Raw genomic sequence first — 21,814 nt, forward strand, 5'->3', positions numbered from 1 at the left:
GCTACAAGTGAGGTTGCACTCGATCGATCAACTGCGCCGCTTGCAGCACTCCCTCAATGCGATCGACCTCAGCGCCATTTTTGAACAGCACCAAAGTCGGCAAAGCATAAATGTGATGCTGCGACGCCAACTGTTCGTACTTATCCGTGTCAATTTTGACAACCATCAGCTTGTCCTTCATCTGACCGCTGACTTGCTCCAAAATCGGTGCCATCATCTGACAAGGCCCGCACCAAGTAGCGTAAAAATCTACCAACACCGGCAAGTCAGAGCCCGATAGTAACTCTTCAAAACTGCTGAACTGTTTTTGAACTGCCATAAGACAAAATAATTTTTTGGGTTCTGGCTCGATTTTAGTGCAAAATTCTCTGGTAGATTGCGAGGATACAATTATGGAATTATTACCAGAGACTTTTCAGAGATTGCGGGGTCAAGTTGCTGTCGTGACCGGTGCGTCGCGGGGAATCGGCCGCGCCGTTGCTTTAACCCTAGCAGCAGAGGGCGCTAAAGTCGCCGTAAACTATGCGAGTTCGAGTGCTGCTGCTGATGAGGTGGTAGCAGAAATAGTCGCTGCTGGAGGAGAAGCTGTCGCACTTGCAGCAGATGTCTCGAAAACTGACCAAGTAGATTTACTCACCAGTAATGTCATAGAAAAATGGGGACGAATTGACATTTTGGTGAACAATGCCGGCATTACTCGCGATACTTTGCTGCTGCGGATGAAGTTGGAAGATTGGCAAGCGGTAATTGATTTGAATCTAACCGGCGTGTTTTTGTGTGCGAAAGCTGCCAGTAAAATAATGCTGAAACAGCGAAGCGGTCGAATTATTAATATTGCTTCGGTTGCTGGGCAAATGGGCAATCCCGGACAAGCTAATTACAGTGCGGCGAAAGCTGGGGTAATTGGGTTTACTAAAACTGTGGCGAAAGAGTTGGCGACTCGCGGGATTACTGTGAATGCAGTTGCACCGGGTTTTATCACTACAGATATGACTAAGGATGTCAAGTCTGATGAGATTTTGAAGTATATTCCCCTGGGGAGATATGGGGAAGTTGAGGAAGTGGCAGGAATGGTGAAGTTTTTGGCGGCGGATGCGGCGGCGGCTTATATAACGGGGCAGGTTTTTAATGTGGATGGGGGAATGGTGATGGCTTAGGATTTGATTTTTTAACCGCAGATGCACGCGGATTAACGCGGATATTTGCGGTTAATAATTATTTTAGGGCGGCACGCAACTGACTGAGGACTTTTTTGTATTTGGCAATGCGTTGAAAATCTGCCTCTGTCGGATTGGCGATGCGACGAATATCAAGGTTATGAGTAACATCAGCGATTTTGACTCGCAGTGCGATCGGGTTGGCAATCACACGTTCTAAATAAGCTGCATAAGCTTCTCCTTCTATTTTGGTAATCGCCGCGATCGCCCCGACTAGAACTTCAGGAAAACCTTCGCTTCTAAGTTGCTCAAGTGTAAGTTCAGAATCTTCGACGGCATCGTGTAGAACCGCTACGACTTTTTGCTCCAAAGAATTTACATTTTCCATCACAAATAGCGGATGATCGAGATAGGGATTGCCTGCCTTATCAACCTGCCCCTCATGAGCTTTGGCTGCGATCGCGATCGCTCGTTGTAGTAATGATTCGTAATCTGAATTCGTATTTGACAACATAGTAAAGAAGTTCTGTATTGAAGTTTCCGTCCCCTCGCTGGGAAAACGTAGTGTGGGAGTTTTTATTTTAAATATTCTTGCAACAATTTCCCAGCCATTTGAGTACCCTCCCCTGCATTGACTTTCTCGAAATCTACATCTTTTCTCAAAACTACCAAACCCACACCTTCTTTTATTTCTATTTTATCACAATCGCTAACTTTCGCTAAAAAAAGGTGGTTGTTTTGTATAATTTTTCTATCTTTTTGGGTCTTTTGGTGCGTAAAAGTTGTGATAAACTCCATTTTGTAATCATTGGTTGTGAGGCAAGTTTCTTCCTCCATTTCTCGCAGGGCTGCCTGCTGTGGACTTTCTCCAATGTCCACGCCACCCCCAAAAGTAGAAAGCATTCCTTGACTGGCAATACCTGGAATATTATCTCGCAGTTGTGCCCCAATCTGACCGTTGGGGAGCATGAGAAAAATGCGAACTATTGACTGAGGAATATTCATCTTATCTAGGAAATAACTCAACTCAAAAAAGTGGCTCTATAGTTTTCTAATTTGACTCCAAAATTTCCTAATCCAATTGTACGCTGCAGCATACAAAGCCAGCAATTTATTGACAAAAGTTTGCCAAATAGAACCTTCCCTTACCTCAGAAACTTCTTCGATTCCCACGGGCAGGGGCGGCATCCCGACTACTTCATACAGCGGATATTCGCCGCTTTTCCCCGGGATTTGCACTGATACGCACTGATTGACGATCGCCAATTCCTTAACTTCCTGATAAGTCTCCTCGGAAATCAGTAAACTTGTTCCCACTTGCTTGTTAGCAGCCTCGATCCGGCTGGCCAAATTCACCGCATCTCCGATCGCCGTAACTGTCTGACTCTTCGACGCCCCCAAATTCCCCACAACGACCAAACCGCAGTGGATGCCAATCCCAATCCGCAACCGGTGACGGTATAAAGTCTCAAAATAGGGATTGAGTTTCTCTAGTTCCTCCAGCATATCCACCCCAGCCCTCACCGCTTGTTCCGCCGCCTTGTCGGGATTTTCCAACCCAAACAGCGCCATAAAACCATCTCCCATGTAATTATTAATCATCCCGCCGTTGCGGTTGATCACATAACCCATTTTTTGGAAATAGCGATTTAAAATATAAATTACATCGTAGGGCAACAGCGATTCTGCAAACGCAGTAAACCCGCGAATATCGGCAAACAAAATTGCAATTTTTTTCTCTTGCCCGACAGGAGCAGAAATTGACTTTCCCGCCATTTCGTCGTTAAATGATTCCAAGTCTTCAGAATCGATCGCCAGTCGGCGCAAAATCACCTTGCCGCCTACAACCTGCGTCTGACAAGCCAGCCTAATTTCGGGCTCTAAACGCAATTTTTTCGCGAGTTCCTCTTCCGGCGAAGTGCGCGGAGAGCAAAATTCCAAACCTTCGACAATCAATACCCGGCAAGTCGAACACCGGGCGCTACCGCCACAGATGTGGGTGTGGGGAATGTCGGCACGCAGGGAAGCTTCCAGAATTATATCGTCGTCGTCTATCTCGATCGTGCGATCGTCCGGCAGATAGTGAATCTGTGGCATATGTGGCGCGTCTAGCTAATTAGCGAGGAATCTCGCGGACATCTGTTATTGCAGCGAACCTGTATGCAAACCCGGTTTCTGGGCATTTTTTCTGTATCCCTGATTCCTTAACTATAAGTCGCGATCGGCATTTGCTTGTCGTTTCGTCCGCTCAACCGCCAAACTGACACAACTTTAAAAAAAGAAAGCAACTCTAGGCAAGAGTCCAACTCTTAGCTCATCATTTATTTTCAATTCTAAAATCTAAAATGGTATAAATGAACACTCCAATTTTCATCTCACCCTGAAAATATCCCCATTCAAGCTGTGGAGTTAATCTAAAATCTAAAATCTAAAATCTAAAATGGACTGACATAATTCTTAATAAAATTAAGATCGCCCAAACCCCTATAAATCCGTTATCAAATCCCCTTCAACCGCCATATATTTTTCGGATTTTGGGGAATTTTGGTATGTAACGCTTACTTGGCAAGAGTTTCAGCTTTTTTGCTCTCTAACAACCAGCCAATTTTTGTGAGATACAATAGCAGCATCTTTAAAACGAGTATAACCATGACTTCATCAACAGCCCTAGAAAGCATCGAAAACCACATTCCATTCGTAGGAAATATCCATACCAAAAGTCCGATCGCCTACGGAGCAACCCGCCTCGGAGTCAGTGCAGTTAACACGGTGCAAATGGCAGTAGCAGAGTCTTACATCAACGGATTAGAAGTCCCAGATTCAGTATTGCGATCGCTTTTTGATACCTGGATGCCCGTCTTTTTTAAGCATTTCCCGTCCCTGCTTGCACCCTACGAATGGGTACTAACAGAAACAGACCATACAGCCGAAGGGCCGCGGGATTTAATGAAAATTCAGTACGACTTGCCTCAAGCCATGCTGAATCCGATGCTAGGCGAGGGGAAACTCATTTATCCTAAATACAGCATGGGATTGTGGGAAAAAGGAGCCGCAAACCTTGAACAATCGCAAATTCAGATGATTGATGATGTGATTGAAAAGCTAGAGATTCAAGATGGCGACAATATTTTAGACTTTGGTTGCGGTTGGGGTTGTGTTCCCAATTACATTCTTTCCAAATTCCCCAATGTCACCTTTACCGGGATTAACTTGAGCCACCACCAATGCGAGTATATGCGTCAGAAGATGCAAGACCCCGAAAGCTACCTTAGTTCCGGTCGATTTACCCTATATGAAGGCGATTTGAACGACGCCCAATTGGAGACAAAATTTGACAAAATTCTCTCCATTGGAGTTTTTTGTCATGTAGGCAATTTAACGAAAGCTTTCCAAAAGCTGGCCTCTTTCCTGAAGGATAACGGCAAAGTTTTCATTCACATCATCACAGTTCGCACTCCCAACAATATATCCAGCGTTTTCACCCACAAATACATTTTCCCCCACGGCCGTTACTGGAAATACGATGCAGTTCCCAGCTACAATAAAGACCTCAAGACCATTAAAAGATGGTATATCAACGGCTCTAATTACTCCAAAACATTTGCTAACTGGCTGAAAAACTTTGACGATTCTCAGGCAATAGTCAAAGATTTAAACTACGGCATCGACATCGACTATGCCAAATTTCGCCGCATCTGGCGGTTTTACTTAATTTGGTTGGGGACTAATTTCGCCAGTTGCGACGGCGAATATAACGGCAACGGTCAATATTTACTGACTCATACCTAATCGCTAATCAGTAGACCCAGCTCAAAAAACCTAACACCACGAGCCCCGACTTCTTTGAGCAGTCGGGGTTCTTGAGTGCGAGCTACTTATCGGGAGAATCAAACCGCTCTATGTGGATTTAGAGAGATCGAGAAGTGTTGCCTTCTTTTGAGGAATTTTTCTGAGTTTAAAAAAATCCGGAATAACATTATTGCTCGGTGAATAAGACCTATATTAAGCGTGAGCGTGGACAATTCTTTTTAAATTCCATCCTCGATCAATAGTGATGATGTCCGATATTTTACTACAAAAAGAGAGTAGATTTATACAATGGTAGACAATATGAAACCTTCTCTTCCTCAAGACGACCCGAACCAAGAACAGCGCCACGATTCCTTGAATCGTCAGCAAAAAGCTTATCAGTTTGACTATGACAGTTTATCACCTTTGGCATTATTGAAAGATGTGCCACCAGTCGAGAATTTTTCGAGTAAGTATATTGCAGAACGGATATTAGCAACATCGGAACTTCCCGCAAATATGCTGGCCGCCGATGCGAGAACTTTTCTCGATCCTCTCGACGAACTCCAAGACTATGAAGATTTCTTTACTCTGCTGCCGCTACCTGGAGTTGCCAACATTTACCAAACCGATCGCTCTTTTGCAGAACAGCGCCTGTCTGGAGCAAATCCGATGGTGCTTCGCCTCTTAGATGCGAGCGATCCTCGGGCACAAGCACTGGCCGGTCTTTCCAGTTTGCACCCATTATTCGATCTGGGCCAAGAGTTGCAGCAAAAAAACATTTACATTGCCGATTACACGGGTACTGACCAACACTATCGCGCGCCTGCGAAAATTGGAGGCGGAACCTATGAAAAAGGCAGAAAATACTTGCCTAAACCGCGGGCTTTTTTCGCTTGGCGGTGGACGGGAATCCGCGATCGCGGTGAAATGACACCTATTGCCATTCAACTAGATCCGACGCCGGGTAGCCATGTCTCTACCCCATTCGATCCTCCTATCGATTGGCTGTATGCGAAACTCTGTGTACAAGTGGCAGATGCTAATCACCATGAAATGAGTTCCCATTTAGGTCGAACTCATCTTGTCATGGAACCAATCGCGATCGTCACCGCCCGACAGTTGGCTAAAAATCACCCGCTTAGCCTGCTGCTGAAACCGCACTTTCGCTTTATGTTGACCAATAACGATCTGGCGCGTTCTCACTTGATCGCTCCCGGCGGGCCCGTCGATGAATTGCTAGCCGGCACCTTGGCAGAGACAATAGAAATAAGTAGAGAGGCGTGCAGTACGTGGAGTCTCGATCAATTTGCCTTGCCCGCAGAACTGAAAAATCGGGGAATGGATGACACAAATCAACTGCCTCACTACCCTTACCGAGATGATGGATTGCTGCTGTGGAATGCGATTGAAACCTTTGTATCGGGCTATCTCAACTTCTTTTACCCGACGGAGAGCGCGATCGCCCAAGATGTGGAATTGCAAGCTTGGGCCAAAGAATTAGCTTCGGCTAAGGGCGGTAAAGTCAAAGGAATGCCAACCAAAATCAACACAGTTGAACAATTAATTAAAATTGTCACAACTATAATTTTTACCTGCGGCCCGCAGCATTCAGCAGTCAATTTTCCCCAGTATGAATACATGAGTTTTGCTGCCAATATGCCCTTGGCCGCCTACCGGGACATTCCTAGAATTACCGATTCGGGTAATCTAGAACTGATTACGGAAAAGGACATTTTACGGTTGCTTCCTCCGTACAAACGAGCGGCTGACCAACTGCAAATTATGTTTATTTTGTCAGCTTATCGATATGACCGTTTGGGTTATTACGATAAATCTTTCCGAGAACTCTACGGGATGAGTTTCGACGAAGTTTTTGCGGGAACGCCTATCGAACTGCTAGTGAGACAGTTCCAGCAAAATTTGAATATGGCAGAACAAAAGATTGATGCCAATAATCAAAAACGAGTAATTCCTTACATTGCTCTCAAGCCTTCGTTGGTACTCAATAGCATCAGTATGTAGGAGTGTATTTTTGGGGTGGGCGAGACACCCACCCCAAAAGAAAATTCCTTTGCCCATTCTCAGCTTTTGTAGTCTTCAGCGATCGAGCAATTCACGCACATTGTACCAGACGAATCCGTGAAGGTGACTTCATCTTGATAATGCCGGGGTGTTTGCATCAGCAACCGCCAAGCTTTACCAGCATCGATTAAATTCATGCGATCGGGATAGTGAATTTGCAACAACTCTTGCACCATCGGATAATAGTCGGAGTTGATGCTGGGGAAAATATGATGCTCTGTGTGGTGAGAGAAATTTAAGTGCAGCAGGTCAAATATTTTAGGAACCCGCACTGACATACTGTTAATCAGCGGGTCATTAATGTCGGTCATCCGGCAACCCATGTGGTTGGTATAGATGTAAAACATTGCCCCTGCATGACCAATTGCGATCGGCAAAATGTAGCTGAGAGCAATTTTTAGCGGATGAAAGTCTAAGTAGAACAAAATGCTCGCATGAATGGCTAAAATTCCCACACATTCAAAGGCAATCGCCCCTCTATCTTTAGCACTAACTGTAAAAGCAGCCGGTACATAATCAACTGATTTATCATTAAATAACAGTACCGAGGTGAGATTGCGGAAATTATGCACTAACCACGAACCGGTCATCCCTACAATTAACCACAGCGGATTGACTTCCACCGACGGTACAAACAAATTTTGAATCCATTTTCCCCAAGTATCTGGTTGCTGGTACAGATAGTTGCGATCGGGGTCTGCCAAAGAATTCGTGTTATTGTGATGTACGAGGTTGTGCAGATTTTTCCACTGAGTAGGTGGCATGAACAGCATATTTAGCCCCAAAAAGGCGATCGGATAAGTGAGGCGCGACTTTTTCTGAACGCTACCGTGCATCAAATCGTGGGAGCTAAATAGCAAAACTATGATACTATTGCCCATAATCGCGGCTAAAGGTAAGTAAAGCCATAAAAGATAGACAGGCCAGCGATCGAGATTAGCAGCAATTCCCCACCCCAGCAATAAAATAGCAGCGTTGATGAATAGTATTGCTAACTTGCTGGTATCGGGTTCAAAGGCATCTGAGGGAAGCAGCGGACGCAATTTTTTTGTATATACCGAGTGATGAATTAGCGTTTCTGCGGCTAAAGTAGGCGTTGCCGTCTTCTCTAGAGTATGGAGTAATTTTTCGGATTTCATGTTATAGCTAAGAGTATTTTCATCTGACTTAATAAGTTTCTAAATTTAATTAGATCCCCTACCCACTTTTAGATGGAACCCACACATAAATCCGGCGGCTTATTGTCAGGCTGCGGATATTTTATCTGTCTCCACTGTGGCTATCCGGGAGCTTGTGATCAAATTGCTTTAGATCAAGGCTGCCTAATTTTTGTACCAAGATATTATTGTATCCTATAGAAATAATTTGGGAACACCTCTTAAAGGCTTACTTATCGATAATACTCTCCCACTTTTCAGTTGGATTTAATCTCAATAACCAATCCCAAATAACCTATAAAATTAAAAAAGTCCGTTTCCTTGAACAATTTCTTTGATTGTCGTCAGCGTATCTAACCCGATCAATCCTCGACGATAACCTTTTTGGTTGGACATTCCCAAAAATATCGCATCTCCCCGATTTTGATAGCGCCAAAACCGAGGTGAGGCATTAATAAAAGTTGAGGCGCTGTTAACATCCAGAGCAAATTGGCGACTTTCTAAGTAAGATTCAGTGGCGATGCAGTCAGCGTGGCCGCTGCTATAGCGGTTGATCCAGCCGATCGCAATCTCTAAACTATCGACAACTTTAAACGCGATGGTTTTGTTTAAATACGGTTGAGTCCACTCGTATGGTTCCGCCAGCTTCAAGTCTGGGAAATCGGCGACGAGATCCGCATCAGCGCTAATTTGAAAGCCTTTTTCTTTTAAACTGTTCCACAGCCTAACTAAGGAAGAAGGCTTTTGGTTGCGATCGATCAGCACTTTCTCGATCGCATTAACAGGATCGGGAACGCTTTGATGGCTGTCCAAAATCATCCACCTAGCCATCTCCAAACTGCCAGTAGGTGACCAATAAAGGTAACAATTTCCCATTGCCGACCTCAAAACTGGTGCTGTGCATAACCTTACTACTTGCTGCACCAAACTTGGCCTGCCGTAGGGAATAATTAAATTGAGATATTGGTCTTGAGTGACCAATTCTCGGATCGAAGCGCCCCGATCCGGCGGCAGTACCTGCAAACATCCTGAGGGCAAACCGACCTCATCGATCGCCGACACCAAAGCTTCTCCAATTACAGTATTAGTTTGCCAGCTTTCGCTGCCACCTTTAAGAATCAAACTGTTAGCACTTTTGAGAGACAAACCGGCTGCGATCGCCCCCAATTCGGGAAACGCTTCGTAAATAAGAGCGATCGCCCCCAGCGGTAGCGACTGACAGTAAACCTGACAGCGATCGACCTGATAAGAAGCATTGATCACCCTGCCGATCGGATCTGGCATTTCTCCCAACCGTTCCAGAATTTGCACAGTTGTCTTGATCCGTTCCGGCGTCAGCTTCAGCCACTCCACAATCAACTCGGGAATCGCCATGTCCCGACTCGCTTCTAAATCCAGAGTATTTGCTTCTAAAATGTCATTTTGCCGGCGTTTCAGCGCGCCCGCCATCGCCTGCAAACCTGCAGCGCGATCAGCACTCTTTGTCGTAGCCAACTCCAAAGAAGCTTGGTAAGCGCGACGCGCCACATTTGCGGCATCTGACGAATGGGTAAAATCCTCTATTATCATCTAGCTACCGCCTATAAGCCAGCCATACCATCAGCGCCGGCAACATTGCTAGCAACACGGCGACCATTGCCCAGAGAATAATATTCGGGCCCGGCGAGTGCAGCGCCAAGGGCAACCAAATCACTAGCGGCACCAATATCATACCCAAAGCCAGTGGCAAATAATGGGCCTTCAAACCCGGATGCGCTCTGTTCCATTGGTTGCCCGTCCACCGCCAAGCCTGCTTGTAAGGATAGTTCGTTGATAGTTGCTCAATCACGTATCCACTTTCGTCCAATACAAATATTTGTTGACAGCGGTTGCATCCAAAGGCTTCTGTCAACGTTATAGGCACTAGACGACCCCGGCGTCGGCAAGGACAGGGGTACTCATCGTTTAAGTCAATCTTTGGAGCTTTTTGAGATGGCACTAGCGATCGGATAAAAAAAGCGTTTTTACAAAAATAATCGTTAACCTATCCACTTTATCAAACTTGTCAATTCCGCCATCACAAGGCTTTCAACTGCCTATTCCGAGATATCGTCCGATCGGCAATTTTGACTTGCAAGTTCTGCATTCAATCTTACCACTAACTTAGGTATTTTCAACCATCCTTAGGAGTAGACCGAAAACTTTCTTGATCTACTTTCCGGTTTTGTTACTTTTTTTATTTTCTAAAGCGGGTGACGCGATTCGAACGCGCGACATTCACCTTGGCAAGGTGACGCTCTACCACTGAGCTACACCCGCATTTCCTGCGGTATTAACAATATTGTCTCAATTCTCGGAATTTGTCAAGTCTTTTTAGTAAGTTTTTTTCACAAACCCCGTAAAAACCCCCAAAGCCAGTCCCCACCTGAAATTTCAGCAGCCAGATTATTAACCAAATCAGTAATTGCCGTGAAGAGTCACAGCCATCGGCCGACGGCAAAGCTACAATCAAGCTGGAATTGTGGGAGAACACTGTCATGTCAGATTTAAATCGCGGAATCATGAAGTTCAAGGGAGCTGACAGCCCAATTGCGATCGCCATGTCGGCGATTGTCATTGCCGGCGGAATCGGCTTCTTGATCTGGTGGGCGCTGCAATCAGCCTACACCTTCAGCTAACAGGCTACTCAAACGTAAAAATTAGAAAGCTTGGTCAGAAGGCAGAATTTAAGAAAAATTCTGTCTTTTGCATTTTTTTACCCTTAGTCTTGAGTTTATTGCCCAGGAATGCAGATCGATTGCTGATCCTCGAAGGATTGCCATAAATCACCCGATCGGGCCAGTCGCTAGCATGAGCCGAGATGACTCCCCGATCAACTACTTTTGTAGTACACTTGTAAACAAAGCGCGCCGACAGCGCAATTTTAGATGCAAGTATTTGCAAGGGTTGTATCTCAACAAGAATTTATGGCAAGCTTTCAGGACATTTTCCAATACTACAGTCGCTACTGGAAAATAGCAGTTTACAGCATAGGCGCATCCAGCGTTTTGGCACTAGCCGATTTGCTTGTTCCCTACGCGATCGGTCAAATATTAAACGTATTGTCGGGTCAACCTACAGATACCGTAACCCAAAAACTCATAACAGCGATCGCCTCTGTTACCCAGCACTCACCCAACCAAATATTATCGCTATCCGTCTTGCTGGGCATAATTTTTCTGGTAACAGTCGCTAAAGCACCGGTACAGCCTTGGGTGGGAAATTGGTTCCACTGGGCGATACCATTGAGGGCAAGGCGCGATCAAATGAGAAGTGCGATCGGGAAAATCCTCACCTTACCCCTAGAATTCTACGACGAAAACAACGCTGGACGGATTGCCAGCCGCATCGCCAAAGGCATTGCCAACCATACTTGGACTTACCCAGAAATTGCCGGCGAATTCATCCCCGAAGTCGTCCGCTTAATCGGCATTTTTGCCGTTATCTGGTTAATTGAGTGGCGGATTGGCTTATTAATTTTGGTTTCATTCCTATTTATCCTCAGTTTCGCCCTCAAAGGCCTGCAACAGGTGACTGCGCGGGAAGAAATTCTGGATGAATACATCGAAGATACCGAAAGCCGCAACTCGGAAATTATCACCAACATCAAAACAGTCAAAGCTTTTGCGACAGAAAGCGATGAACTCAAAAGGCAAACCACCAGACTCGATCGCGAATTAAAAGTCGTGATCAACCGCATTCACAAAGGATACGTCACCCTGGGGACATACCAGCAGACGATCGTCCAGTTGTGTTTGTTTTCTGTTCTTGGTTTTAGCCTAGCCGCCACGGTTGCAGGCAAAATTTCCCTCGGATATTTTGTTACCGTCTACACCCTGGCAAGCATGGCATATTCCCAACTGCGTCCGATTAGCATTATCGCCGAATTATTGGCGCGGCGTTATTCTTCAATGATCCGGTTCCACGAGTTTATGCAAACGCCAGACGGTGTTGATGCGGTTAATTTAGCAGAAAATGCTCGATCGGCGTCGCCTTATAAATTTACCGGCAAAGTTGAGTTCAGCGGTTTGACATTCGGGTACGACAGTCAAAAACCCGTTTTGCAGGATGTGAATTTATTGATTCATCCCCGTCAGACTGTAGCATTAGTCGGGCGATCGGGTTCCGGGAAATCAACTTTAGTTAAACTGCTGTTTCGCTACTTTGAACCAAACTCGGGCCGCATTCTGATCGACGGCGAAGACATTTGCAGCTTAGACGTGACTCGCTATCGGCAGCGTTTAGCGATTGTCCACCAAGAAGTAGACGTTTTTAACGGTACTTTGCTGGAAAATTTGACTTACGGAAACCGAAATGCAAGTTTCGAGCAAGTTGAGGATGCTTGTCGCATTGCCAAAGTAGACGATTTTGTGCGGATGTTGCCCCAAGGTTACTATACAGTTGTCGGGGAGCGAGGAATGCGCTTGTCCGGCGGTCAGCGGCAGCGGTTGGGGATTGCGAGGGCGCTGTTGGTTGAGCCGGATGTGTTAATTTTTGATGAGGCTACTTCTAGTTTGGACTATGAAAGCGAGCGATCGATCCAGCTAGCCATGCAGAATATCCTCGGTACGCGCACCACCATAATTATTGCCCACAGACTGAGTACAATTCGCGAAGCCGATGCGATCGTCGTACTCGACGGCGGTAGAATCGTCGAAGTTGGCAGCCATGAAGAACTTTTAAGCCAACAAGGTATTTACCGCCGCCTGCACTCCCTGCAAGAAACCGGGGAATTAGTGAATTAGTCACTTGTCTGTTGAGTGTTGAGTGTTGACTGTGCTGATGAGTTACCAATTACCAATTCCCCATTCCCGATGCCCTATTCCCGATGCCATTCTCAGATTTAACTTATATCTTCACTACTTTGGATTAGAGTTTCTGATGTATTGTTGCAAAAAAAGAAGAAGCTGCTAGGATGTTTAACTGTGGGTACAAATGGGTCGGTGCCCGAGCGGTTAATGGGGGCGGACTGTAAATCCGCTGGCTACGCCTACGCTGGTTCAAATCCAGCCCGGCCCACCACAACTTACATAAAAGTTAAAAGTTAAAAATTAAAAGTTGAAATTTTAATTGAGGATTTTTAATCTTTTATGCCCGTGTAACTCAGGGGTAGAGTACCTCCTTGGTAAGGAGGAAGTCGCGAGTTCAAATCTCGCCACGGGCTTTTACTAAATCATGCAACACAAAAGAATCTGGGCGGTTGAATTGCTTCTTCAACCGCCAATCCTATTTTTTATCCTATTTTTTAATAGTCGCTTGCAAATAAAGCAGCGGGTCTTCAGCAACCCAACCCAAACCCGAATTGTACCGAACTTCAAAATGCAAATGAGCTTGCGGAATGTCCCGTTTTCCCGTCATCCCGACAGTTCCCAAAACTTCTCCCGACTGTACTTTTTGACCGACTTTTACGGCAATATCTTTCAAATGAGCGTAGCGCGTTTGCTTCCCTGCTTGATGGTTCAGCACAACTAAATTCCCGTAATCTCCCTGCGGCCCGGCAAAGGCGACAGTTCCCTCGCCCGTTGCTAAAACCTGCGTACCCTCCGACGCCAAAAAATCTACGCCGCTGTGGAAAAAAAATTCGCGGCGCACCGGATGCAATTGCCGCCCGTAACGCAAAGCTTCCACTGCAGGGGCGGGCAGCGGAAATCCTTGCACCGATGGCGTTGTATCGGGATTTACAGAAGGCCCGATCGACCTATTCACCGCTGGCACAAACACCGTTTTCCCCAAAGGCCTGCACCCATTCGCCTCAAATAGCAAATCTGCGCGCACTTTGTAAGCTTCTGCCAGTTTTTGCCAATTCCAGCCCGCAGGCACTTCTACCTCGATGCCACTGTACGGAGGAATGACGATCGCACTTCCAGCAGATACTCGACCGCCCCGCAACGTCGGATTTATGCCGATCAGCGCCCCAGGAATCACATTGTATTGCCGCGCGATGCTTTCTATTGTTTCGCCCTGGGCCACAGTGTGGCGGCGTAACCGAGACATAGCCGGACTCGGGCAATCGCGGGCGGGGTCAGGGTTTTCTACAGGTGTACCTGAAGGAAGATTTGCAGGCGGGATCTGGGTATTTGCCACCGTTTTCCCAACGGGTGCGATCGACCAAAGTAGTGCAGAAATCAGCAGAAATAAGCGTTTAAACCTCATAATGTAGAGAAAAAAGTATTTATTTCGGACAATTGACAATTGTCTAGTCGAGTGAAACGGCATATTTGAAAACTCTAGCCACCCCCCAGACTGTAAATCCCAGGCTAAGCCAAGTTAGGATGAGAATTATTAGTTTTAATCGCTGATGGAAAATCAGGCAATTTTTGCCTGTGATGCCTATCAGCGCCTGCCTGTTAACAGCTATGTTCTTGAGGAAGCGGTACGCCCCGCCCCGCTTCCTTCCCGTCGCCAAGACAAAAATGGTGGATTCGGAACGTGTCTGCGGGGATGAGGTATTTAGCAGGAGTTATTAAATGAGTTTATCTTTTAAGCAAACGACCCTTTATGTGACTTTGCTGTCAATCGGCGGAGGTATGGGATGGTTGGGAAATCGCTATCTGCAAGGCTCAAACAATCTGGAAACCGGATTGGTTTTGCCAGTAGTGCGCCAGCAAATCCCCCCCTATGCGTCTCCTCCAGTTCTGGAAAATCGGGCTGTCGATCGCAGCAATCCCAATTTTATTGCTGAAGCAGCCGAAAAAGTCGGCCCGGCTGTAGTGCGGATTGACGCATCAAGCAAGGTGGCGAATCAAGTGCCGGAAGCTTTCAAAAATCCTTTGTTTCGTCGGTTTTTTGGAGACAATTTACCGCAGCCTGAAGAACGCATCAAGCGGGGTACGGGTTCCGGGTTTATTCTCACTTCTGACGGCCGCATCGTTACTAATGCTCACGTTGTCTCCGGGACGGATACTGTCAAGGTGACACTCAAAGACGGCCGCGAGTTTGAGGGTAAGGTGCAGGGAGTCGATCCGCTGACGGATGTCGCTGTTGTTAAGATTAATGCTAAGGAACTGCCGCAGGTGGCTTTGGGTCGATCAGACAATATTGTACCGGGACAGTGGGCGATCGCGATCGGCAATCCTTTAGGTCTAGACAATACCGTGACTGTGGGCATTATCAGCGCTACGGGTCGATCGAGTTCCCAAGTCGGCATCCCGGACAAGCGAGTCCGCTTCATCCAAACCGACGCCGCCATCAACCCCGGCAATTCTGGCGGGCCGCTACTCAATGACCAAGGCGAAGTAATTGGCATCAATACCGCCATTCGCGCCGACGCTCAGGGCTTGGGATTTGCAATTCCGATCGAAACCGCCAAACGAGTTTCCGATCAGTTATTCGCCAATGGTAAAGCCGAACACGCCTATCTCGGCATTCAAATGGTCAGCTTAACTGCTGCCACCAAGGCAGAACTCAACAAACAGCTCGATAATAATAAAATTACCCTCGATCAAGGCGTAGCCGTGACGCGAGTCGTGGAAAATTCCCCCGCTCAAAAAGCCGACTTGCGCGCCGGAGATGTCATTCAAAAAATTGACGGAATTGCGGTGAACACTCCCGGGGATGTGCAAGAACGGGTGGAAAGCACTGTGGTGGGCAAAGAACTAGAAGTGGAAATTAACCGTTTGGGTCAAGTTCAGAAAATTAAAGTACGTCCGGGTGCTTTTCCCCTATCGGGTAGCCCGGCCGGCGGGTAATACAATTTTCCAGGTTCGATTAAGAAATAGGGAATGACTCACTCGATAAGGATGTCGAGCTTGCTTACAGTTGCATTCTTTTGTGAAACTGGTATGTATTTGCAAACGGTGGAGGATGAAAGATAAATGTGATGCTTTATAGTCCTGTCCTGGAAGCAGTAACCGGATTTTTTCACCAAAATCGTCGGTGTAGCGCCAGGGATATCCGGTTAACAGCCCGGTTTCTTAATTCCCTGTGCCTCCATGATTCAGGATTATGGATTTTTCTGAACAACTTTCATCTTTCTGACTTCCCCAACCCGTTGATCTTTTTACTTGTCTTTGGGCGAGTTTGGTGGAATCGAGCTGGTGCTTGCTAAATTTTCTTCTAGGTGCATCCTCTGCTCCATTTGTCGCAGAAAATAGCCTGTCATCATCGCTGAAGCTAGCAAACCTGCTAAGTTTTCGCGGTCCGTGGTAATTTCGACGTTAAAATTTTCTGAAGGCAAAACGCCGACAAGTCCTTGAACGTTATGAGAGATTATTTCTCTGATTTCTGGGCTGACGGACTTGGCGACGCGGGCTAGAACCTCCGGGGATTGGTGTTGGAGGTACTTCAGCAGTGGATTGACTGCGGTTTGTTGGGCATTGGAACTGTCAAAGTCAGGGTGAAAAACCATTTGGCGATTCTTAATTTCTGGCTGGTTACATTCTACTTCAAACTACTCGTCATTGCTTGGGTACAAATTTGCCTGAAAGTCTATTTGCAATTGTTTTGGCAGTTGGTCTACTTGAAAGTACCGATGAAATTTATCGGTAACTTGTAACCAATACGATCGCCCTTCACTCGGTCGCCTTTTGCGGACGAAACCCATCTCTACAAGTTCCTGCACTTGTTGGTAAGCTCCTGAACCTCGCAAGTTAACTAAATCTGGCTGAGCGATGCCGCCTTTGAGGGCGATCGCAGCCAGCGTCCGCAAAGCTCCAACACCTAATTCTGGAGGTATTAAAGTTTGCATTAAACTGGCAAACTCTTCTCTGAGTTGCAGGCTGTATCCCGTGGGGGTTTCTACGACTTCTAAAGCACTGTCGCGGCGGGATGAGTCAGACATGAGTTCGATGATGGCGTCTTCGGCTTCCGCTCGATCGCACTTGGCAACCTCGGCAATCTCTGCGATCGACACTGGCTGACCTTTTAGGTAAAGTATGGCTTCTATTGTTGTGGCTAAGCGAGTCATTTGGGAATTAGTAATTAGAAATTGGGACGTTGAAAGAAGAAGGAGGAAGCAAGAAAGAAGAAGTAATCAGGAAAACAACAGCTATCCGTATCTCACTAACTTGCGTGTCGTGAATAATTAGAATTGGTAATAAACCTTCCCCTTACACAAATGATTAATAGTGTAGGTTAGGTTGAGGGACAAAACCTAACTCTTTCATTTTTATTTTTTTTCTCTCAGTCCGGAACGCATAAAATTTATATATAGGGTGCGTAATAGTGCACCTAGCCCCTAGAAGTAGAGCGTTAAACTTTTTTTGCTTCCCGGGCTTCCGATATTTTGGCTAAATAAATAGCAGTGTTAATCGCCAATTTTCCACGTTAAAGTATCGAACTTAGCCATTAGCTATTTATCAATCTAACTGTCTGCCAGTCAGCTATTATACAAAAACATCCTCTCAATTAGAAGGAAGAACGCTCATTCCATTTTTATCATTTTGCAATCCAGATATAAATTAGCTTCTTCCAGAGTAGGAAAAAACTTATATTTCCAGCGAACGCCTATTTGTTCCATCACTAACCCTTGGTCATGTTCTTGCCGCAGTTGGGGCAACGTTCCTAGTTTAATTAGCTTGCCACCGTCCATAATGCCGATGCGATCGCACAAATACTCCACTTCATCCATATAATGCGTTGTCAACAGCATTTTCATTCCCTGCTTGTTCAAATCTCGAATAATTTCCCACAATCACCGCCTTTGCGCGTCTAACCGTAACGTCGCTTCCTCCAAAAATAAGATTTGCGGCTCGTGCAAAAGTCCTCTGGTAATTTGCAACCTCTGGTTCATTCCCCCCTCCCCACTTTTTTTACTAAATCATCTCGCTTTTCTGCTAATTCTACATATTCCAACCCCTGTTTAATTAACTGTTGCCGTATCTAGTTTGGAATGTGGTGCATCGACCCGTGAAACTCAATATTTTCCCATACTAAAAGCTAATTATCAACACTGATTTGTTGGAGCAAGACCCTAATGCACTGTTTCACTTGCAAGCTTTGCCGCATCACGTCATATCCAGCTACCTGGATTTAACCGCTGCTGGGCTTAGTCAGGGTAGTCAGCATCCGAATTGTGTCGATTTTCCTGCACCGTTAGGACATAGGAAACCGAACATTTCTCCGGCTTCAATCGTGAACGAATGGTCATTGACAACGGGTACTGTGTTGTAAATCTTGCAGGCTTTTTACAGAGAAACAGAGGCATACATAGGTATTTCGGTATAATTTACTGGCAACAAAGCTCTTTCTTCTCAGTCATATCATGTCCGGTTAATTAACCACAATACTTCTTGGGGCGAGTTTCACCAACAATCTGTAATTCACATCCACAATATTTATAAACCCGCCCCAACCGGGCTACCAAATTTTATAACGAGCAATTCAACAGACATGATATCATTTCTGGACGCAGAAGCCGGGTTCTATCGACTAAAATTGCTGGTGATATTCATCGGTACTAATACCATAAAAACCTGGTTTATCTGCTATTTGTGCACGAGTTTTTTTAGTTGAACTAATCTAAGTCTCCTCTGCAGGTAGAAAACTGATTTTTTTTACAGCTTGCAGCCCCGACTTATTGCGGTTGAGTTAAGTCGGGTTTCAATTCCATCATCCGGCTGTCTAATTTGCGCGCTGCTTCGCTAATCGTGATAGTCGGTTTAGTGCTGTCGAGATACATAATCGCCACAAAAATTCCTATCTTTCCCCGCCGAAACAGCGCGAGTTCGTCATTCATGGTGATACCTTGTTTTTTTCCTTGATTTGTCCACCCAGCCGATCCCTCCCCAATCTTGTCTTCTAAGGTTAAAGCGGTAGGATTAGCAAACTGAAATTCTTTGTTACTACGACTGTTTAAACCTTGGGAGAACTGTTGTGCAAAACTCCCTTCACAGATTTCAGCATCAAATTTAGCTCGATCGCTCCGGTTGGGCAGTTGCGCTGTAAATGCTGTGACTACTTGAAACTGCTGCTCATCGTTCTTCTAATAACCAAACACGCTTGGTGGTGTAAAGTTTGGGGTACGGCTGACTATGTTTTTGATTGTGGCAGGTGGCATCTCTGTAAAACCTGCGGGCAAGTCTTGTAAGGTAAGGGCTAGGCCGGACAAGTCCGCTGCAGGAGTTGGAATATCGGCAGACAGAGTTTTGCTGCGCTCGATCGCCTTGGTTGCGATGACACTTCGGAAAATCCACCGCCCAATGCAGCACTAACTAGCAAACACACCAATAACACAACTTTTTTTTCATTATTTTACCCTGTTGCCATTAGTCATTACCCCTGTCTACCTCACTCTACCCCATAGCGCTGTCTTTTAGTCTGCTGTTTCTAATTCCTCTAATTCTTGCGTAGACTGCCATCCAGCTTGCCAGAGCGATCGGTCTTTGAGTTGTGCGGCGTTGAGCCAAAAACGAACATTTGGATCGCAAGCCGCCACCATTTCTGCAAATACCCATTTACCTTCGTTTTTTCGGTTTACCACTTGAAAGTGTCGCCACCCCCAAGTTTTTTGGTGTGAAGTCCATCGGGAACCAACTAAATAAGGAAATTTTTGTTTTTTGCTCACAGTATTTTTGTGGAAAAATATATTAGAAAGCAAGTTAATTCTAATAACTCGTTCTGTTTGATGATATTAGTTCCCTTTTAAAGCTCGTCAAATCCTCTCCCCCTCTCCCCATGTCGAACATAACAGATAATATAGAGGCCCTGCAGCTTACATGAGAGTTTACCTAAACTCTATCTCTAAGTAGATGCGTTTATTGTAACTTGCAGCGTTTTCCCCTCGGGTTCAAAAGTAAGGGCAGCTCAATGACTGCCCCTGTAATTAGTTATACCTATTGAATAGGATAATTTTTCAGGCGATCCACAAATAGCCTATTTATCCAATACGAGCTAAATCGTGAATCTCAAATCTAAAAGCAAATAACCCAGGTTATAGTTGTGCACAATAATCCGTTCTGTGAAACTTAGTCAAATCTACTTTTAGAGCAGGTTTGACGCTCACTTCCTGCTTCTACCAAGGCGGTCGGCCGCTTCTTGTCCACAGGCGTGTTTTCGAGCCCAACTTTCCCTACAAACATTTTTTCAATCTTAATCGTGTTTCATTGATCCTGTACAGCTCAATAAAAAAGCACTTTTAGGTAAGATTGACTAATTTCTTTGATTCTGTCGCTACCTCTTGATTACTTCCCTGTTAAGGTTTTTGGCCGGATAAGTCCAGAGGAAGTTGGGGAAGCCTGAGGCGAACCGCATTTGTTTGGAGCCAAAGAGTGATGGCGTGCTTCCGTTGTGGAGTCACGTACTCTCCGGGTCGGATCACGCCAGCACAGACGCCGATGTTTTTAATAAGGGTTTCTCGCTCCGATGAACTTGCACCCTGTAGCAACCTGACTTGGGCTTTGATAAAATCCACGTTCATAGCTGAAAGTAAAAGTAAGTAAAGAACTCAGTTAAATAGCGATGCTTTGGTTCCGATTGTAACTCTAAAACCACTTGGTATGAATCAAATTGATTCAACTTCCCCAGGATGGGGATCGGGGCCTCTAGAGCTAGCCAACTTTATTTACTTTATCTGTTTTTGCTAGCAAAAGTGTCACTATGCTAGCAGTTTTGGCAGAATTATTTATAGTTAAGAACTGTTACAAATTTGGCTCGATTTCCACAATACGGCAGAGTTTAGTGCTAACGCTACTTTCCTGAACTCAAAAAGTTCAGCATTGTCTCCAACTCCTTCCCTTCCTAGGTTTTAGACTCCCCGATTGGAAAGCGATCGCTGGAACATTCCTCTTCGATCGCCCCTCTTAACACCCAGACACTGCCACATCACCCTATTGATTTAGATCCTCCCGTAGACTTGGCTGTGGACTATAACTTCAGGCATACGTGTTGTTACCGGGGCTACAATAAGCGAGCAAGTTTTTATTCTTGTTTGTCAAGGAAATATTTTTTGGATTTTCTTGCAAACCCCTTATTTGTGTTAATTAAGGCAGCTTTGCGAGCTCCTTGCCAACGAAGACTTGCAGCTTGCGAATCCAGATATTTTGTGCTGTGTGGGGGTAAATCTGTTTCCTGAATTCATTGGGGGCGATCGCTCCGACGCGAGAATACCCAGTAACGGCTTATTTTGTATAATTCATAACAGATCGGTCACTGCTAATAATTTAAAAACCGAACCAGTTTAAACAGTCTTCCATCCGTCGAGCGCCCCTAATAGCTCACAAAGAGGGATAAAAAGAATTAACTCTGCCTACCCGATTTTTTAAGGCGATTTTGCCTTAGCCATTTGCCTTAGATAGCAATTCTATATATCCCTATTGGCTGGTCACTCCAGTTAAAATTAACTCTAGATTAAGCTGATAAGCCTACGTGATGAAATAGAAAAATTAACTGTTTTAAGTTGCCTTATAATTAACTTATTTAGAACTTATTTATAATTTAAAAAATATATATTTACAGCCATTTTTAGGGTCAAAAAAAACTCATTTTTGACGGTAGACCCGCTAGTTAAGGGAAGTCTGGACGTTAATTAAAGATATTAATTGATAGGCGTTGCACAATGTGAGAATTATTGTGGTGAGTAGGGTTAGGCGTTCTAATACCATTTTTTTAAAGATGTGATAGAGATAAAGAATGTAAAATCCAAGACCATCCAGTGAGAAAACCAATGACGCG

20 protein-coding genes and 3 tRNA genes are annotated in these 21,814 nt (G+C 45.3%); 8 read left to right on the forward strand and 15 right to left on the reverse strand.

Features of this window, described 5'->3' with window-relative positions:
* Position 1 precedes the first annotated feature (1 nt).
* Positions 2-319 carry a thioredoxin gene (trxA, locus tag QT996_RS22030; RefSeq protein ID WP_333048924.1) on the reverse strand — a complete coding sequence of 106 codons (318 nt, stop codon included), beginning with the start codon at positions 317-319 and terminating at the stop codon, positions 2-4.
* Between the two features lie 73 nt (positions 320-392).
* Here trxA and fabG point away from each other — a divergent pair, with 73 nt between their 5' ends.
* Positions 393-1,157 carry a 3-oxoacyl-[acyl-carrier-protein] reductase gene (gene fabG / locus QT996_RS22035; RefSeq protein WP_333048925.1) on the forward strand — a complete coding sequence of 255 codons (765 nt, stop codon included), beginning with the start codon at positions 393-395 and terminating at the stop codon, positions 1,155-1,157.
* A 58-nt stretch (positions 1,158-1,215) separates the two neighbouring features.
* On the opposite strand, the gene QT996_RS22040 is transcribed toward fabG, so the two are convergent.
* From QT996_RS22040 to QT996_RS22050, 3 genes are all read right to left on the reverse strand, one after another.
* Positions 1,216-1,671 (reverse strand): GTP pyrophosphokinase, encoded by a 456-nt coding sequence (locus QT996_RS22040; RefSeq protein WP_333048926.1) that lies wholly within the window; start codon positions 1,669-1,671, stop codon positions 1,216-1,218.
* Positions 1,672-1,733: 62 nt separating this feature from the next.
* Positions 1,734-2,162, reverse strand: coding sequence for an NUDIX domain-containing protein (locus QT996_RS22045; RefSeq protein ID WP_333048927.1), 429 nt, complete (start codon positions 2,160-2,162; stop codon positions 1,734-1,736).
* Positions 2,163-2,198: 36 nt separating this feature from the next.
* On the reverse strand, positions 2,199-3,254 hold the full coding sequence (locus tag QT996_RS22050; protein WP_333048928.1) for an adenylate/guanylate cyclase domain-containing protein: 1,056 nt from the start codon (positions 3,252-3,254) through the stop codon (positions 2,199-2,201).
* A gap of 552 nt (positions 3,255-3,806) precedes the next feature.
* On the opposite strand from QT996_RS22050, the gene QT996_RS22055 reads away from it, so the two are divergent.
* Positions 3,807-4,946: a class I SAM-dependent methyltransferase gene (locus QT996_RS22055; protein ID WP_333048929.1), complete on the forward strand. Its 1,140-nt coding sequence runs from the start codon at positions 3,807-3,809 to the stop codon at positions 4,944-4,946.
* Positions 4,947-5,267: 321 nt separating this feature from the next.
* Entirely contained in the window at positions 5,268-6,971 is a 1,704-nt protein-coding gene (locus tag QT996_RS22060) for a lipoxygenase family protein (RefSeq protein WP_333048930.1), read from the forward strand.
* Between the two features lie 59 nt (positions 6,972-7,030).
* Here the strand turns inward: QT996_RS22060 and QT996_RS22065 are convergent, their stop codons facing one another.
* From QT996_RS22065 to QT996_RS22080, 4 genes are all read right to left on the reverse strand, one after another.
* Positions 7,031-8,170, reverse strand: coding sequence for a fatty acid desaturase (locus QT996_RS22065; RefSeq protein ID WP_333048931.1), 1,140 nt, complete (start codon positions 8,168-8,170; stop codon positions 7,031-7,033).
* A 321-nt stretch (positions 8,171-8,491) separates the two neighbouring features.
* A complete protein-coding gene (locus tag QT996_RS22070) occupies positions 8,492-9,757 on the reverse strand; it encodes a glutamate-5-semialdehyde dehydrogenase (RefSeq protein ID WP_333048932.1) in 1,266 nt (421 codons plus the stop codon).
* A gap of 4 nt (positions 9,758-9,761) precedes the next feature.
* Positions 9,762-10,166 carry a hypothetical protein gene (locus QT996_RS22075; RefSeq protein ID WP_039888086.1) on the reverse strand — a complete coding sequence of 135 codons (405 nt, stop codon included), beginning with the start codon at positions 10,164-10,166 and terminating at the stop codon, positions 9,762-9,764.
* 248 nt (positions 10,167-10,414) lie between these two features.
* Positions 10,415-10,486 (reverse strand) — tRNA-Gly (locus tag QT996_RS22080).
* A 218-nt stretch (positions 10,487-10,704) separates the two neighbouring features.
* Between QT996_RS22080 and QT996_RS22085 the strand changes: the two genes are divergently transcribed.
* The 4 genes from QT996_RS22085 to QT996_RS22100 all read left to right on the forward strand — a co-directional run bounded on the left by QT996_RS22085 (position 10,705) and on the right by QT996_RS22100 (position 13,370).
* Positions 10,705-10,845 (forward strand): hypothetical protein, encoded by a 141-nt coding sequence (locus QT996_RS22085; protein ID WP_333048933.1) that lies wholly within the window; start codon positions 10,705-10,707, stop codon positions 10,843-10,845.
* Between the two features lie 288 nt (positions 10,846-11,133).
* On the forward strand, positions 11,134-12,951 hold the full coding sequence (locus tag QT996_RS22090; protein ID WP_333048935.1) for an ABC transporter ATP-binding protein: 1,818 nt from the start codon (positions 11,134-11,136) through the stop codon (positions 12,949-12,951).
* Positions 12,952-13,143: 192 nt separating this feature from the next.
* Positions 13,144-13,228: transfer RNA gene (locus QT996_RS22095), tRNA-Tyr, on the forward strand.
* A gap of 70 nt (positions 13,229-13,298) precedes the next feature.
* Positions 13,299-13,370, forward strand: a tRNA-Thr gene (locus QT996_RS22100).
* Positions 13,371-13,444: 74 nt separating this feature from the next.
* Here the strand turns inward: QT996_RS22100 and QT996_RS22105 are convergent.
* Positions 13,445-14,422, reverse strand: coding sequence for a M23 family metallopeptidase (locus tag QT996_RS22105; protein WP_333048936.1), 978 nt, complete (start codon positions 14,420-14,422; stop codon positions 13,445-13,447).
* A gap of 251 nt (positions 14,423-14,673) precedes the next feature.
* On the opposite strand from QT996_RS22105, the gene QT996_RS22110 reads away from it, so the two are divergent.
* Positions 14,674-15,894, forward strand: coding sequence for an HhoA/HhoB/HtrA family serine endopeptidase (locus QT996_RS22110; protein WP_333048938.1), 1,221 nt, complete (start codon positions 14,674-14,676; stop codon positions 15,892-15,894).
* 311 nt (positions 15,895-16,205) lie between these two features.
* Here QT996_RS22110 and QT996_RS22115 read toward each other — a convergent pair whose 3' ends face one another.
* From QT996_RS22115 to QT996_RS22140, 6 genes are all read right to left on the reverse strand, one after another.
* The gene (locus QT996_RS22115; RefSeq protein ID WP_333048940.1) at positions 16,206-16,553 is read right to left on the reverse strand and encodes a DUF760 domain-containing protein; all 348 of its coding nucleotides are present in this window, start codon (positions 16,551-16,553) and stop codon (positions 16,206-16,208) included.
* Between the two features lie 42 nt (positions 16,554-16,595).
* Positions 16,596-17,111 carry an SMC-Scp complex subunit ScpB gene (gene scpB, locus QT996_RS22120; protein WP_333048942.1) on the reverse strand — a complete coding sequence of 172 codons (516 nt, stop codon included), beginning with the start codon at positions 17,109-17,111 and terminating at the stop codon, positions 16,596-16,598.
* Positions 17,112-17,567: 456 nt separating this feature from the next.
* Positions 17,568-17,837, reverse strand: coding sequence for a hypothetical protein (locus QT996_RS22125; protein ID WP_333048943.1), 270 nt, complete (start codon positions 17,835-17,837; stop codon positions 17,568-17,570).
* Positions 17,838-18,719: 882 nt separating this feature from the next.
* A complete protein-coding gene (locus QT996_RS22130) occupies positions 18,720-18,881 on the reverse strand; it encodes a hypothetical protein (RefSeq protein WP_333048945.1) in 162 nt (53 codons plus the stop codon).
* A gap of 576 nt (positions 18,882-19,457) precedes the next feature.
* Positions 19,458-19,709 carry a TIGR02450 family Trp-rich protein gene (locus QT996_RS22135; RefSeq protein ID WP_242725377.1) on the reverse strand — a complete coding sequence of 84 codons (252 nt, stop codon included), beginning with the start codon at positions 19,707-19,709 and terminating at the stop codon, positions 19,458-19,460.
* Between the two features lie 627 nt (positions 19,710-20,336).
* Positions 20,337-20,561, reverse strand: a complete 225-nt coding sequence (locus QT996_RS22140) for a hypothetical protein (protein ID WP_006635912.1) — start codon at positions 20,559-20,561, stop codon at positions 20,337-20,339.
* Between the last annotated feature and the right edge of the window lie 1,253 nt (positions 20,562-21,814).

The sequence above is a fragment of the Microcoleus sp. S13C4 genome (assembly GCF_036700865.1).
In the GTDB taxonomy this organism is placed as follows: domain Bacteria; phylum Cyanobacteriota; class Cyanobacteriia; order Cyanobacteriales; family Microcoleaceae; genus Microcoleus.